The sequence below is a fragment of the Hansschlegelia sp. KR7-227 genome, assembly GCF_049446035.1.
GTDB lineage: Bacteria > Pseudomonadota > Alphaproteobacteria > Rhizobiales > Methylopilaceae > Methylopila.
The window spans coordinates 1,299,881-1,313,078 of sequence record NZ_JBMSEA010000001.1; the positions used below are offsets into that span (position 1 = coordinate 1,299,881).

Sequence of the window (13,198 nt, forward strand, 5' to 3'; positions counted from 1 at the left end):
CCTTTCCGCAAAGCCGCAGCTCACGGGACCCTTCGTCCCGCCGCCGTCGCTCACGGGGCCACGTGGCGGAATGGTTACGCAGAGGACTGCAAATCCTTGTATCCCGGTTCGATTCCGGGCGTGGCCTCCACCTTTTTTCAAAGCGCTAGGCGCTTTTTTTATCCTGCCGTTCATAGTGGTCGAGCTCCATGAGGACCCGCTGGGGACACATGGTTGAAACAGCGCCAATAAGAAGAATTTGAAGGCCACTGCCGACGCGAGCCTCTACACGACCGCACCTCGCCGCGATCGAGGTCGCAAAACCACGGCGAACGATCGAGCGACGTCATTGCGCCGGACACGCGCCAGCCGAGCGACGGCTCCTCCTCAAAGTCGCGGCCGTCCCGGGCACCCTCGCCCTCATCGCCGACGTCGTGCTTGAGGGCCCCATCGCCGTCGAGACCTGAGGATGGCACACGCGGCCGAAAGGCGCCGGCGGGCAGATTCGGATTGAAGCCGCGACGTTGTGCCCTGGAGGGAATCGGGAGGTGGAACGAGGTCGAGGTCTAACTTAGGCAGAGGATCGGTCCGGTCACGACCTAGGTCAACGTATAGGCCTCCGAATTGGCGAGGCGCACAGTTCCACGGCACTCCTACGTTCGCCCCTTCAACTGTGAATTGTGGGGACAGCAGCGCTCGCCCATGGCGAATCGGGAGGAAACGCCGGAAGCTCCCGTCAAGAAAAACGGCAGTGAAACATATGAGCGACGTTCAGATTACCTGCATCAATAAGCAGCCGCGCAATGATCCCTATGAGGGGATCACTCACCTTGGCAACTCTTCTGGAAAATGGACCAGCCAGCAGGTAATCGCCTGGATTGAAGACGGTTCTCACACCTTCTACACGCTAGTGAATGGCAATCGCGGCAATATCGGCGTAGTCAACGGTGCAAATGGAAAGTATCTACGGACGTACGCCGATGGCGCGTGGAACGACAACCTTCTGTCACTGCCAGAATGTCCGTAGCGACTTGCTCGGGAGGCGAACAATGGCCAAAGAACCCAAAAAGACCATCTACCGCGACTCCGAAAATGGTCAGATCGTGACCAAGGAGTACGCGGAGAAACACCCCAGTACCACGGAGAAAGAGCGAGTCCGGGTGGCGCCTCCGGCGCCGGCACCAAAGAAGAAAAAATAATCGGCGAACTTGGGTAGGTCAAATGCCTCAGGAATCTGAGCGCTTGATATATGCGCAGTTTCGAGGATCGCAGGAGAAGTACGCCTACTTCATGCTTGCGGCCTCTGGCGCATGTATCGCTTTCGCCATTACACGCACGCAGGGCGATACCCTAAATTACCTGCATGCGATCGTCGGAATTGGCGTTCTGAGTTGGGCAACCAGCTTTTATTGTGGTTGCCAGCACCTTCGATACATCGGGAGCGCTACGTATGCGAACCTCGATCTGCTCCGTATTCAGGCTGGTCGTCATCCTGACGTGGGGAACATTCCCGGCTATATCGAGGCCGCGTCTGAAGGAATTCAGATCGCGATAGGGCGCAACGACAAGCAATCCGTCCGCCACGCGAAAGCGCAGTTCCGACTTCTGATCCTGGGCGCGTTTCTTTATCTCGCTTGGCACGTAGCGGTCATGTACGCGCGCAGTGTTGGCTAGGTGCCCGCCCGGATCTGGCGCTCCGGGCGGGCGGGGTGAGCCTTGGCCCCGCCGGAGATTTTTGTGTCAGAGTAGGCGGACTCGACAATCAGCGTGTCGTCGCCCGGACCGCCATAAAGGGTGTCGCGGCCATCTTCCGCGACCAGCGTATCGTCGCCTTGCTCCCCGATCAGCGTCGCGTCGGCTCCTGCGCAAAATTCATCGTCGCCGCCGCGTCGAGGCGTTGGCGGCAAGAGGACCCAATTCGCGAGGCCGCTCAGGCCCCCTGACCCATCCCGAACCGGCCCAGGCCCGGCAGGTTGATCGCCGGGCGGCGCAGCTCCACGCCGAACACCGCACCGAGGATGTTGATCTCGAGCCCCTCGAACCAGCCCGCCGTCACGCCGGCGTAGCCGCCGAGCGTCAGGCGCACGCCGGTCTTCGAGGGCGTGAGCGACACCCATTCGCCGCCATAGGGATAATCCTTGCCGACGGCGGTGGTCGGAAGCTTGGCCTCAAGCTCGGGCACCGCGGCCATCACCGCCGCGACGAAGGTGTTCGAGTTCGGGCCCGGCCAGGCGCGGTAGTCGCCATATTCGCGATAGCTATAGGACTCGACGGCCGCGCGGATCTTCGGGATGGCGCGTTCGGCGAGCTCCCCGTCGGCCGCGAACACCAGATTTGGCGCGCGGCCGAACCAGCGGCCGTCGGCGACGAAGCCGTTGACGCGCACCGGCTCGCCCCAGGCGGTGTAGTCATAGCGGGTGTAGGCGTCCGCGCCCGCGGGCTTCACCACGATCCAGCAATGGGTCGCGAGGATGCCCCGCCAGCGCACGGTGCGCGCCGCGAAGACGCGCACCACGGCCTCGCGCTTCTCCGCGGCCGGCGGCAGCAGGCCGGCGCTGGAGCGATCCGCCGTCTGCCAGTTCCGGACGCCGTCGCCGACGGCGTAAAGCAGCGCCGACAGCGCGATCGGCATGACGAACAGCAGGAGGAAGCCGAGAGAGGACAGGGTGAGCAAACGCAAAATCATCGTGGTCCGAACATGCGCGAAGGAAGGCTGAGGGCGGCATCGATATGGCGGCGACCGCCCGTTGCGGTAGGGCCGCGCGCGAAGGCTTGATCGGCGCAGACGCTCCACGACCCTCTCAACGTGGCGCGACGCCGTTCAGAACGGGGTGGCGCCACGCCGACTCGTCTGGTATAGCGCCGGCCTTCGGGAGAGCCGCGCGATGCGCTGCTCCCGTTCCTCGGTAGCTCAGCGGTAGAGCCCTCGACTGTTAATCGAGTTGTCGCAGGTTCGAATCCTGCCCGGGGAGCCAGTTCGCGAAGGGGTCGGTCCGGTCGGGCCGGCCCCTTCGTCGCTTTCGAAGCCGTGAACGACGCTGGCCGCGCGCCATGATCCGCGCGGCGGGCTCAGCCGTAGCAGCACCGTGCGCATCGCCAGCGCATGACGCCTGCGGAGCCCGATGTCCCCCACTGAACCGTCCTCGGCCTGTACGCTCGTGTGGTTTCGCGAGGATCTGCGCCTCGCCGACAACCCTGCGCTGAGCGCCGCGCTGGCGTCGGGAGGGCCTGTCACGGCGCTCTACGTGCTCGACGACGAGTCGGCTGGGCTGCGGCCGCTCGGCGGCGCTTCGCGCTGGTGGCTCGCCCAATCGCTGAAGGCCCTCGCCGCCGACTGCGCGGCGATCGGGCTCCCGTTCGCGGTTCGCCGCGGCGCGACGGCCGAAATCGTGCCCCAGGCGGCGCGGGAGGCGAAAGTCGGACGGATCGTCTGGAACCGCCGCTACGTGCGCGCGGAGCAGGAGATCGACGCCGCGCTCAAGGACGCGCTGCGCGCCGAGGGGCGTGAGGTCGAAAGCTTCAATGGCCGCCTGCTGCATGAGCCCTGGGAGGTCCGTTCGAAGGCCGGCGGTCCGCTGAAGGTCTATTCGCCCTTCTGGCGCGCCGCGAGGGCGCGCGGCGAGCCCCGGGCGCCGCTGCCGGGTCCCGGCGAAGCGCGCGTGACGTCCGGCCCGGCCCCGGACGGCGACGCTATCAGCGACCTCGGCCTCGAGCCCCACAGGCCGGACTGGGCGGGCGGCCTGCGCGACGCCTGGACGCCCGGCGAGGCGGGCGCGAAGGCCGCGCTCGCCGCCTTCGTCGAAGACGATCTCAAGGGCTATGCGGAAAACCGCGACCGGCCGGACAGGTCGTCGACCTCGCGCATGTCGCCTCATCTGCGCTTCGGCGAGATCAGTCCGCATCAGCTCTGGCACGCCGTGGAGCGCGCCCGCGCCGAGGGACCGGCGTCAGGCCGGGACGTGGAGAAGTTCAGGGCGGAGCTCGGCTGGCGGGAGTTCTCCTATCATTTGCTGCATCACTTTCCCGATCTTGCGGACAGGAACTTCCAGGCGCGCTTCGACGCCTTTCCCTGGGCGAATCCCAAGCCGGAGCACCGGACGGCGTGGCGCAAAGGGTTGACGGGCTACCCGATCGTCGACGCCGGCATGCGCCAGCTCTGGACCACCGGCTGGATGCACAATCGCGTGCGGATGATCTGCGCCTCCTTCCTGATCAAGGACCTGATGATCGACTGGCGCGAGGGCGAGCGCTGGTTCTGGGACACGCTGGTCGACGCCGATCCCGCGAACAACGCGGCGAGCTGGCAATGGGTCGCCGGCTCGGGGGCGGACGCGGCGCCGTATTTCCGCGTGTTCAACCCCTCCCTCCAGGGCGTCAAATTCGACCCGAACGGCGACTATGTCCGCGCCTTCGTGCCGGAGCTCGGGGATATGCCCGCGCGGTGGATCCATGCGCCCTGGGAGGCGCCGCGCGAGACCCTCGCGCGCGTCGGGGTCGTTCTCGGCGAGACCTATCCCGACCGCGTGGTCGACCATTCCTTCGCCCGTGACCGCGCGCTCGCGGCCTTCGACAAGCTGAAAGCGGTATCCGCGTGACGTCGTTCAGAACCTCGGGACGGCGGCGCATCGCCGTCGTCGGCAGCGGCATCGCCGGCAGCGCGGCTGCCTGGGCGCTCTCCGAACGCCACGATGTGGTGGTCTACGAGAAGGAGTCGCGACCCGGCGGCCATGCGCACACGGTGGACATCGACTATGACGGCGAGCAGATCCCGGTCGACACCGGCTTTATCGTTTACAACGAGCTCAACTATCCGAACCTGACCGCCCTGTTCGCCGAGCTCGGCGCGCCGACGAAGCCGAGCGAGATGAGCTTTGGACTGTCGCTCGACGGCGGCGCGTTCGAATGGTCGGGGAAGACGCTCGGCACGCTGTTCGCGCAGCGCCGCAACCTCGTCGCGGTGTCCTATCTCTGGATGTTGCGCGAAGTGCTGCGGTTCAACCGGCTTTGCCGAGAGGATCGCGCCGCGGGCGTCCTGACCGGCCTCAGCCTCGGCTCATGGCTCGACCGCCATCGCCTCAGCCGGCGGTTTCGCGACGACTATCTGATGCCGATGGCCGCCGCCATCTGGTCGACTCCGGCCGCGCATGTGCTCGACTTTCCGGCCGAAAGCTTCATCGCCTTCTTCGACAATCACAAGCTGATCGACGTCGACCGGCCGCCGTGGCGGACCGTCGACGGCGGCAGCCGCGCCTATGTGGATCGGATGACGGCGCGTTATCGAGGGGGGCTCCGGCTTTCGACGCCGGTCGGGCAGGTGTTCCGAGACGCCGACGGCGTGACCGTCGTCGACGCGCGGGGGGACCATGACCGTTTCGACGAGATCGTGCTGGCGTCGCACACGGACGAGACGCTCGCGATGCTCGGCGACGCCGGAGAGGACGAGCGCGCCGTTCTCTCGTCCATCCGCTATCGCTCGAACGACGTCGTCCTGCACCGCGACGCCCGCCTGATGCCGAAGCGACGAAGCGTCTGGTCGGCCTGGAACTATCTCGGCAGCCGCAGCGACCCGCAGGCCGCGGAGCGCGACGTCGCGGTCACCTACTGGATGAACGATCTGCAAGGGATCGACAGGCGCCGCCCTCTGTTCATCACGCTGAACCCGCCCTTCGAGCCGGAGCCGTCGACGGTCTTCCGCCGCTTCTCCTACGCGCATCCCCAGTACGATTCCGCCGCGCTCTCCGCCCAAACGAAGCTCGGCGATCTGCAAGGCCGGAACCGGACGTGGTATTGCGGCGCATGGACGGGATACGGCTTTCACGAAGACGGGCTGACGTCCGGCCTCGCGGTCGCGGAACGGATGGGCTGCTGGGCGCCGTGGCGTCGGGCGGCGTTCGCCGAAGCCGCGGAATGAGCTCCGCCCCCCCGGCCGCCGCGCTCTTTCCCCCGCCCCCTGACGCGGTCTCGCTCTACGACGGCAAGGTGATGCATGCGCGGCTGAAGCCGAAGCCGCACCGCTTCGTCTACCGCGTGTTCTCGCTGCTGATCGATCTCGACCGGCTCGAGCGCGCCGGCCGGATCTCGCGGCTGTTTTCCGTGGGGCGTTTCAATCTCGTCGCCTTCCACGAACGCGACCATGGGCCCGGCGACGGATCTTCGCTCTCCGCGCACGCCCGCGAATTGTCGGCGCGGGCCGGCGTGGATCTCGCCGGCGGCCGGGTGCTGCTGCTGTGCTACCCGCGAATTTTGGGTTACGCTTTCAATCCGCTCGCGACCTACTGGTGCTATGGAACGAACGGCGATCTCCGGGCTGTGATCTACGAAGTCACGAACACCTTCAAGGAGCGTCACGCCTATGTCGCGCCCGTGCGCGAGGGCGAACTTACGGCAGCCGGACTTCGGCAGACGCGCGACAAGCTGATGTACGTCTCGCCGTTCCTCGACATGGCGATGTCCTACGCCTTCCGCCTGCGGCCGCCGGGAGACGGCGTGCGGCTTCGCATTCTCCAGCGCGACGCCGAGGGGCCGATCCTGTCCGCGACCTTCGCGGGCGAACGGCGGGCTTTGACCAGCGCGTCCCTCGCCGGCCTTTGCGCGCGCATGCCGCTCATGACGTTGAAGGTGATCGCCGCCATTCATTGGGAAGCGGCCCGCCTTTGGGCGAAGGGCGTGGCGCTGGCCGAACATCCGCCCGCGCCATCGGCGTCAGCCAGCTTCGATGCGCCGGGATCCATCCGCCACGGTCGCCCCCCGACGCGCCGGTCGTCCACCCCTCCTGCCCCCCGCCAGATCAAAAACGCCGCACAGCCATGACCGCTCTCGACGCCGGACCTTCGCCCCTCACCGTCACGCTCGCCAACGTGTCCGACGCCGCGCGCGGCCTGCCGCTGCAGGTGCGCATCGCGCTGCAGGTCGCCGCGCGACTCGCCAAGGGTCGGCTGACGACCATCTTGCCGGACGGCCGCACGCTGGTCTTCGGCGGCGGAGAGGGCGGCCCCTCGGCGACGATGCTGATCCAGGACTACGCGTTCGCCGGCCGGATCCTCAGGGACGGCGACATCGGGGTGGCCGAAGGCTATCTGCGCGGCGAGTGGGACACGCCGGATCTGCCGGCGTTTCTCGAGCTGTTCTGCGTCAACTCCGACCATGTCAGCTCCTACCTGCTGGCGAAGCCGCTCTACCGCGCCCTTCAGAACGTGAAGCACTGGCTGAACCGCAACACGAAGACGGGCGCCCGGCGGAACATCGAGGCGCATTACGACCTCGGAAACCGCTTTTACGAGCAGTGGCTCGACCCGACCATGACCTACTCCTCCGCCTTGTTCGACCAGGGCGCGGCCGACCTCGGGGCGGCGCAGACGCGCAAATACGCGGCGCTCGCGGACGCCGCCGGCATGCGCGAGAACGACCACGTCCTCGAGATCGGCTGCGGATGGGGCGGATTTGCTGAGTTCGCCGCCAAGGAGCGCGGCTGCCGCGTGACGGGGCTGACGATCAGCCCGGCGCAGTTGGACTTCGCCCGCCGCCGCATTTTCGAGGCCGGGCTGGCGGAGAAGGTCGATCTCAAGCTGCAGGACTATCGGGACGAACGTGGGACCTACGACCGGATCGCGTCGATCGAGATGTTCGAGGCGGTCGGCGAGAAATGGTGGCCGGCCTATTTCAGTCAGGTGCGCGACCGCCTGAAGCCCGGGGGCGCCGCCGGCGTCCAGGTCATCACCATCCAGGATCGGCTCTTCGCCGCCTACCGGCGCGAGACGGACTTTATCCAGCGCTACGTGTTTCCCGGCGGCATGCTGCCCTCCCCGTCGGCGCTTCGCTCGGTCGCGGAGCGGGCCGGATTGAGGATCGACGCCGAGCGCGTCTTCGGGCTCGACTACGCCGACACGCTGAAAGAATGGCGCGACCGCTTCCGCGCGGCCTGGCCGGCGATCGCGACGCAGGGCTTCGACGAGCGCTTCCGCCGGCTCTGGGAGTATTACTTCTCCTACTGCGAGGCCGGCTTCCGGTCGACCAACATCGACGTCCGCCAGGTCGTCTTCGCCCGCGCCTGAGCGCCCGGCCCCCTGAGGCCCGACGCGGTCGAGGCAGCGGCGTGATGGGAGATCAGTCCGTGCGCCTGTCCCAGCCCGTCGCCTTCGTCACCAGCCAGAAATAAGCGGGATAGGGCAGCAGCCTCAGCGCCTTCAGAACGTAAGTGAAGCGCTTGGGAAACGTGATCTCGAAGCGGCCATCGACGATCCCGTCCATTATCCGCCGAGCCGCCTCGTCGACCGACATCAGAGCCGGCATTGTGAACGGGTTCTGTCTCGTGGCCGGGGTGTCGACGAAGCCCGGATTGACGATCTGGATCCCCACGCCGCGCCGGTCGAGATCGAATTTCAGGCTTTCCGCAAGATTGATGAGCCCGGCTTTGGTCGCGCCATAAGCCGCGGATGTCGGCAGTCCGCCATAGCCCGTCACGGAAGAGACCAGCACGAGGCGCCCGCCGCGCCGCGCCGTCATGGCCGGCAGGACCGCCGAAAGGCAGGTCGCGACGCCGCCGAGATTGACGTCGAAGGTCTTGCGGAAGGCGGCGAGATCGAAAGGGTCGGCCCGGACCGGGATGAACAGGCCCGCATTGAGCACCGCAAGATCGATCGCCCCATGCGCGACGGCGATCGAGGAGGCTGCGTTGGCCATCGCTTCCGCGTCGGTGACGTCGCCCGGAAACGCCGCCACAAGGCCGGACAGGCCTTTGGATTCGAGAACCAGAGCATCGAGGGCGTCGGCCCGTCGCGCGGTCGCGGCGACCGTCACGCCGTCGGCGGCCAGCGCCAAAGCGAGCGCCCGGCCGATGCCCGAGCTGGCGCCGGTGATCCAAGCGACCTTGACGCCCGCTCCGGCAAGCGCGCCGCTCAAGAACGGAACAGCTTCTCGACGATGCGTCCAACCGGACCCGTCAATCTGAAGGGCGCGTCGGACACGCTGTAGCAGATGCAGTCCCCGTCCCGATCGGCGACCGGGCGGTGGTCCACGGCCGCGTCCGCGACCGCGGCGTCGCCTCTGCGGTAGCGCCCGGAGGTGTCGGAGAACGCCCCGCGGAGCACGAGAGTCGCCTCCAGCCCCTCATGGGTGTGGCTGGGGATCGCGCAGCCGGCCTTGACCTTGATCAGCGAGGCCTGAACGCCCTCGGCGTCATGGAGGACGTGTTCGCGCACCCCCGGCGCCACCAGCTTCCACCGGACATCGTCCAGCCGTGAGCCGACGAGGCGCGCCAGCGGCGCGGGCATGTCCGGGTCGAGCTTGGGCGGCCGGGGACGGCCATACCACCCGTCGGCATAGATCGCCGCAAGCACGTGGTCGCGCGCCGGACGCTCCGGCGGCGGAGCCTGGATCGAGTCGAGCTCCGCGCCCGCCGCGGCCTCGAGCGAGCGGACGAAGTCCCGGTTCTCGCCGGACAGGATCAGGTGGGATTCGATGAGCGCATGCAGATAGGGCTCCAGCGCTCCGGCCGCGTAGCCCGCGAGAAGCGCATCGATCAGGCGCGGCGTTTCGGGCGTCGATCCCGGCGGCGGCGTTGTCACGGAGCTCAATCCTCAATTGGCGCGCGCATGGCGTCTTGCGCGCGCCGCGTCTCGTCGTTGGCTACGTCGGGCGTCGAAGGCCGGATCATCGCCGAAGTCGAACCGGGCGTCATGAAGGTCCGAAGGCTGGGCGCTTCACTTCGCGCGCCGGCTTGCCTAACGTGCCCGCCCCTTCCCGCCCGAACCCACCGGACCCCTCTCATGCTCATCCGCAGCGGCCTTGTCGAGGCCATCGGCCGCACGCCGCTCATTCGCCTGGTCCGCGCCTCCGAGGCGACGGGCTGCACGATACTCGGCAAGGCCGAGTTCATGAACCCGGGCCAGTCCGTCAAGGACCGCGCGGCCCTGTGGATCATCAAGGACGCGGTGGCGCGAGGGGAGCTGAAGCCCGGCGGCGTGATCGTGGAAGGCACGGCCGGCAACACCGGCATCGGACTGGCCCTCGTCGCGAACGCGCTCGGCTACCGCACCGTCATCGTGATTCCGGAAACCCAGTCGGAGGAGAAGAAGCAGATGCTGAAGCTCGCCGGGGCGGAGCTCGTGCCGGTGCCTGCGGTCCCCTACAAGGACCCGAACAACTACGTGAAAATTTCGGGCCGAATCGCTGAGGAGCTTGCGAAAACCGAACCTGCGGGCGCGATCTGGGCGAACCAGTTCGACAATATCGCGAACCGGCAGGCGCATATCGAATCGACCGGCCCGGAGATCTGGGCCGATCTCGACGGCAAGGTCGACGGCTTCGTCTCGGCCGTCGGCACCGGCGGCACGCTCGCCGGCGTCGCGATGGCGCTCAAAGAGCGAAACACGGACGTGAAGATCGCGCTCGCCGACCCGCCAGGGGCCGCGCTCTACAGCTACTACACGACCGGAGAGCTGAAGTCGGAAGGCTCTTCGATCACCGAAGGCATCGGCCAGGGCCGCATCACCGCAAACCTAGAAGGGCTTTCCGTCGATTTCGCCTATCAGATCCCGGACGCGGAATCGGCGCAGATCGTGTTCGATCTGCTGGAGCATGAGGGCCTTTGCCTCGGCGGCTCGTCCGGCGTGAACGTGGCGGGCGCGATCCGGCTGGCGAAGGATCTCGGGCCGGGCCACACGATCGTGACGATCCTCTGCGACTACGGGACGCGCTATCAGTCGAAGCTGTTCGATCCCGGCTTCCTGCGCTCCAAGAACCTGCCCGTGCCGGCTTGGCTCGAGCGCCCCGGCGTCGTCGATCTTTCGCAGGTGATGCGATGAGCAATCCCAATCTCGTTTCGACGGAGTGGCTGGCCGAACGGCTGGGCGAGCCCGGAGTGATTCCGGTCGACGGCTCCTGGTATCTCCCCGACGCCAGGCGCGACGGCGAGGCCGAGTTCCTTCAGCGCCACATCCCGGGCGCCGTGTTCTTCGACATCAACGCCGTGGCGGACACCAGCACGGGCCTGCCGCACATGCTGCCCTCGCCCGAAGTCTTCGCGGAGGCGGTCGGCGCGCTCGGGATCGGCCACGGCGCGACGCTCGTCGCCTATGACGGCGCCGGCCTGTTCTCGGCCCCGCGGGTGTGGTGGACCTTCCGCGCGATGGGCGTCGAGAAGGTGTTCATCCTCGACGGCGGGTTCCCGAAATGGCTGGCGGAGGGGCGCCCGGTTGAAAGCGGCGCCGCGTCGCGCGCGCCGACAGAATTTCGCGCCCGCTTCGATCCGAGCGCCGTGAAGGACGCCGACGCCATCGCCGCCGGCATCGTGTCAAGCGCCTTCCAGGTGGTCGACGCCCGCCCCGCGCCGCGCTTCCGCGGCGAGGCGCCGGAGCCGCGGCCCGGGCTCGCCTGCGGCCACATTCCGGGGTCCGTCAACCTGGCGTCGTCCGGCCTCGTGAAGGAGGGGCGCCTCGCGGAGACCGAGGAGCTGCGTCGCATGTTCGAGGCGGCGGGGATCGACGTGTCTCAGCCGATCGTCACGACCTGCGGCTCCGGCGTCTCCGCGGCGATCGTCGCGCTCGCGCTCGAAAGCGTCGGGTCGACGGCGGCTGGCCTCTATGACGGCTCCTGGGCCGACTGGGGCGCCGGCGGCCGGCCGGTCGTGACGGGACCTGCGAAGACGGGCTGAGCGGGGCTTCGCTCTGCTCCGCCGCGCTCGTCCGTGATCGCCGGGGCGGCGGGCCGTCGCCCTTTGAGACGCGCGGGCGCCCGTCAGATCCCGAGTTTGGCTTTGAGGATCTCGTTCACGGCCTGCGGGTTCGCCTTGCCGCCGGACGCCTTCATGACCTGGCCGACGAACCAGCCGATCAAGGTCGGCTTCGCCCTCGCCTGCTCGACTTTCTCGGGATTGGCCGCGATCACCTCGTCGACGACCTTTTCGATCGCGCCCGTGTCCGTCACCTGGCGGAGGCCCCGGCTCTCGACGAGGGCGCGCGGGTCGCCGCCCTCGGTCCAGAGAATCTCGAACAGGTCCTTGGCGATCTTGCCGGAGATCACGCCTTCCGAGACCAGCTCGATCAGGCCTCCGAGCTGGTCTGACGAGATCGGGCTGGCGCCGATCGTCAGGCCTTCCTTGTTCAGCCGGCCGAACAGTTCGTTGATCACCCAGTTCGCGGCGAGCTTGGCGTCGCCGCGCCGGGCGACGGCCTCGAAATAATCGGCGGATTCCCGCTCCAGCGTCAGCACCATCGCGTCATAGGGCGTGACGCCGTAATCGGCGATGAAGCGGGCCTTCTTCTGGTCGGGAAGCTCCGGCAGATCCGCCGCGAGCTCGTCGACCTCCGCCTGCTCGACCACCAGCGGCAGCAGGTCCGGGTCTGGGAAATAGCGGTAGTCGTGCGCCTCTTCCTTCGAGCGCATCGCGCGGGTCTCGCCGCGCACGGGGTCGAACAGGCGCGTCTCCTGGTCGATCGAGCCGCCGTCCTCAAGAATCTCGATCTGGCGCCGGGCCTCGGTCTCGATCGCCTGGCCGATGAAACGGATCGAATTGACGTTCTTGATCTCGCAGCGCGTGCCGAAAGGCGCGCCCGGCTTACGGACCGAGACGTTGACGTCGGCGCGCAGATTTCCCTTCTCCATGTCGCCGTCGCAGGAGCCGATGTAGCGCAGGATGGTGCGGAGCTTGGTGACGTAGGCCTTGGCCTCGTCCGAGGAGCGCAGGTCCGGCTTCGAGACGATCTCCATCAGCGCGACGCCCGAGCGGTTGAGGTCGACGAAGGAAGATCGCGGATCCTGGTCGTGGATCGACTTGCCGGCGTCCTGCTCGAGATGGATGCGCTCGATGCCGACGGTGACGCTCGCGCCGTCGCCCATGTCCACAAGCACTTCGCCCTCGCCGACGATCGGGCTCTTGTACTGCGAGATCTGATAGCCCTGCGGCAGGTCGGGATAGAAGTAGTTCTTCCGGTCGAAGGTCGAGGTCAGGTTGATCTTCGCCTTGACGCCGAGCCCGGTGCGGATCGCCTGACGGACGCACTCGCGGTTCAGCACGGGCAGCATGCCGGGCATCGCCGCGTCGACCAGGCTGACATGGCTGTTCGGGGCTGCGCCGAAGCTGGTCGACGAACCGGAGAACAACTTCGCCTCCGACGTGACCTGCGCATGGATCTCGAGCCCGATCACCACCTCCCAGTCGCCGGTCGCGCCGGAGATGAGCTTCGAGGACTGAGGAATGCGGGAGGGCGCGTTCATGGGCCGA

The 13,198-nt window shown here is 67.4% G+C and carries 14 protein-coding genes and 2 tRNA genes; 11 read left to right on the forward strand and 5 right to left on the reverse strand.

The window, feature by feature from the left end; all coding sequences use genetic code 11:
- Positions 1-56 precede the first annotated feature (56 nt).
- The 4 genes from ACO2RJ_RS06085 to ACO2RJ_RS06100 all read left to right on the forward strand — a co-directional run bounded on the left by ACO2RJ_RS06085 (position 57) and on the right by ACO2RJ_RS06100 (position 1,653).
- Positions 57-130, forward strand: a tRNA-Cys gene (locus ACO2RJ_RS06085).
- Between the two features lie 609 nt (positions 131-739).
- Positions 740-1,006 carry a DUF3892 domain-containing protein gene (locus ACO2RJ_RS06090; RefSeq protein WP_423267096.1) on the forward strand — a complete coding sequence of 89 codons (267 nt, stop codon included), beginning with the start codon at positions 740-742 and terminating at the stop codon, positions 1,004-1,006.
- A gap of 22 nt (positions 1,007-1,028) precedes the next feature.
- Positions 1,029-1,178 carry a hypothetical protein gene (locus tag ACO2RJ_RS06095; RefSeq protein ID WP_423267097.1) on the forward strand — a complete coding sequence of 50 codons (150 nt, stop codon included), beginning with the start codon at positions 1,029-1,031 and terminating at the stop codon, positions 1,176-1,178.
- Between the two features lie 43 nt (positions 1,179-1,221).
- Entirely contained in the window at positions 1,222-1,653 is a 432-nt protein-coding gene (locus ACO2RJ_RS06100; protein WP_423267098.1) for a hypothetical protein, read from the forward strand.
- On the opposite strand, the gene ACO2RJ_RS06105 is transcribed toward ACO2RJ_RS06100, so the two are convergent.
- Positions 1,650-1,886 (reverse strand): hypothetical protein, encoded by a 237-nt coding sequence (locus ACO2RJ_RS06105; RefSeq protein ID WP_423267099.1) that lies wholly within the window; start codon positions 1,884-1,886, stop codon positions 1,650-1,652. The genes ACO2RJ_RS06100 and ACO2RJ_RS06105 overlap by 4 nt on opposite strands.
- 23 nt (positions 1,887-1,909) lie before the next feature.
- A complete protein-coding gene (locus ACO2RJ_RS06110) occupies positions 1,910-2,665 on the reverse strand; it encodes a DUF3750 domain-containing protein (RefSeq protein ID WP_423267100.1) in 756 nt (251 codons plus the stop codon).
- A gap of 214 nt (positions 2,666-2,879) precedes the next feature.
- Between ACO2RJ_RS06110 and ACO2RJ_RS06115 the strand changes: the two genes are divergently transcribed.
- From ACO2RJ_RS06115 to ACO2RJ_RS06135, 5 genes are all read left to right on the forward strand, one after another.
- A tRNA-Asn gene (locus tag ACO2RJ_RS06115) sits at positions 2,880-2,954 on the forward strand.
- 147 nt (positions 2,955-3,101) lie between these two features.
- Positions 3,102-4,574 carry a cryptochrome/photolyase family protein gene (locus tag ACO2RJ_RS06120; protein ID WP_423267101.1) on the forward strand — a complete coding sequence of 491 codons (1,473 nt, stop codon included), beginning with the start codon at positions 3,102-3,104 and terminating at the stop codon, positions 4,572-4,574.
- Positions 4,571-5,890: an NAD(P)/FAD-dependent oxidoreductase gene (locus ACO2RJ_RS06125; RefSeq protein ID WP_423267102.1), complete on the forward strand. Its 1,320-nt coding sequence runs from the start codon at positions 4,571-4,573 to the stop codon at positions 5,888-5,890. The genes ACO2RJ_RS06120 and ACO2RJ_RS06125 overlap by 4 nt, the downstream gene beginning before the upstream one ends.
- On the forward strand, positions 5,887-6,789 hold the full coding sequence (locus tag ACO2RJ_RS06130; RefSeq protein WP_423267103.1) for a DUF1365 domain-containing protein: 903 nt from the start codon (positions 5,887-5,889) through the stop codon (positions 6,787-6,789). The genes ACO2RJ_RS06125 and ACO2RJ_RS06130 overlap by 4 nt, the downstream gene beginning before the upstream one ends.
- Complete coding sequence (locus tag ACO2RJ_RS06135) at positions 6,786-8,030, forward strand: class I SAM-dependent methyltransferase (protein WP_423267104.1); 1,245 nt, start codon at positions 6,786-6,788, stop codon at positions 8,028-8,030. Before ACO2RJ_RS06130 ends, ACO2RJ_RS06135 begins: the two co-directional genes overlap by 4 nt.
- A 52-nt stretch (positions 8,031-8,082) precedes the next feature.
- On the opposite strand, the gene ACO2RJ_RS06140 is transcribed toward ACO2RJ_RS06135, so the two are convergent.
- Both ACO2RJ_RS06140 and ACO2RJ_RS06145 read right to left on the reverse strand, forming a co-directional pair.
- Positions 8,083-8,877 carry an SDR family NAD(P)-dependent oxidoreductase gene (locus ACO2RJ_RS06140; protein WP_423267105.1) on the reverse strand — a complete coding sequence of 265 codons (795 nt, stop codon included), beginning with the start codon at positions 8,875-8,877 and terminating at the stop codon, positions 8,083-8,085.
- Positions 8,874-9,542, reverse strand: coding sequence for a ChrR family anti-sigma-E factor (locus ACO2RJ_RS06145; RefSeq protein ID WP_423267106.1), 669 nt, complete (start codon positions 9,540-9,542; stop codon positions 8,874-8,876). Before ACO2RJ_RS06145 ends, ACO2RJ_RS06140 begins: the two co-directional genes overlap by 4 nt.
- 201 nt (positions 9,543-9,743) lie before the next feature.
- On the opposite strand from ACO2RJ_RS06145, the gene ACO2RJ_RS06150 reads away from it, so the two are divergent.
- Entirely contained in the window at positions 9,744-10,781 is a 1,038-nt protein-coding gene (locus ACO2RJ_RS06150; protein WP_423267107.1) for a cysteine synthase A, read from the forward strand.
- Complete coding sequence (gene sseA / locus ACO2RJ_RS06155; protein ID WP_423267108.1) at positions 10,778-11,629, forward strand: 3-mercaptopyruvate sulfurtransferase; 852 nt, start codon at positions 10,778-10,780, stop codon at positions 11,627-11,629. Before ACO2RJ_RS06150 ends, sseA begins: the two co-directional genes overlap by 4 nt.
- Before the next feature lie 83 nt (positions 11,630-11,712).
- Here sseA and gatB read toward each other — a convergent pair whose 3' ends face one another.
- The gene (gatB, locus tag ACO2RJ_RS06160; protein WP_423267109.1) at positions 11,713-13,191 is read right to left on the reverse strand and encodes an Asp-tRNA(Asn)/Glu-tRNA(Gln) amidotransferase subunit GatB; all 1,479 of its coding nucleotides are present in this window, start codon (positions 13,189-13,191) and stop codon (positions 11,713-11,715) included.
- Positions 13,192-13,198: the final 7 nt, after the last annotated feature.

Coding starts and splice junctions, on each gene's coding strand:
- ACO2RJ_RS06090 (WP_423267096.1), top strand. CDS start 740: ATGAGCGACGTTCAGATTACCTGCATCAATAAGCAGCCGCGCAATGAT.
- ACO2RJ_RS06095 (WP_423267097.1), top strand. CDS start 1,029: ATGGCCAAAGAACCCAAAAAGACCATCTACCGCGACTCCGAAAATGGT.
- ACO2RJ_RS06110 (WP_423267100.1), bottom strand. CDS start 2,665: ATGATTTTGCGTTTGCTCACCCTGTCCTCTCTCGGCTTCCTCCTGCTG.
- ACO2RJ_RS06120 (WP_423267101.1), top strand. CDS start 3,102: ATGTCCCCCACTGAACCGTCCTCGGCCTGTACGCTCGTGTGGTTTCGC.
- ACO2RJ_RS06130 (WP_423267103.1), top strand. CDS start 5,887: ATGAGCTCCGCCCCCCCGGCCGCCGCGCTCTTTCCCCCGCCCCCTGAC.
- ACO2RJ_RS06135 (WP_423267104.1), top strand. CDS start 6,786: ATGACCGCTCTCGACGCCGGACCTTCGCCCCTCACCGTCACGCTCGCC.
- ACO2RJ_RS06150 (WP_423267107.1), top strand. CDS start 9,744: ATGCTCATCCGCAGCGGCCTTGTCGAGGCCATCGGCCGCACGCCGCTC.
- sseA (WP_423267108.1), top strand. CDS start 10,778: ATGAGCAATCCCAATCTCGTTTCGACGGAGTGGCTGGCCGAACGGCTG.
- gatB (WP_423267109.1), bottom strand. CDS start 13,191: ATGAACGCGCCCTCCCGCATTCCTCAGTCCTCGAAGCTCATCTCCGGC.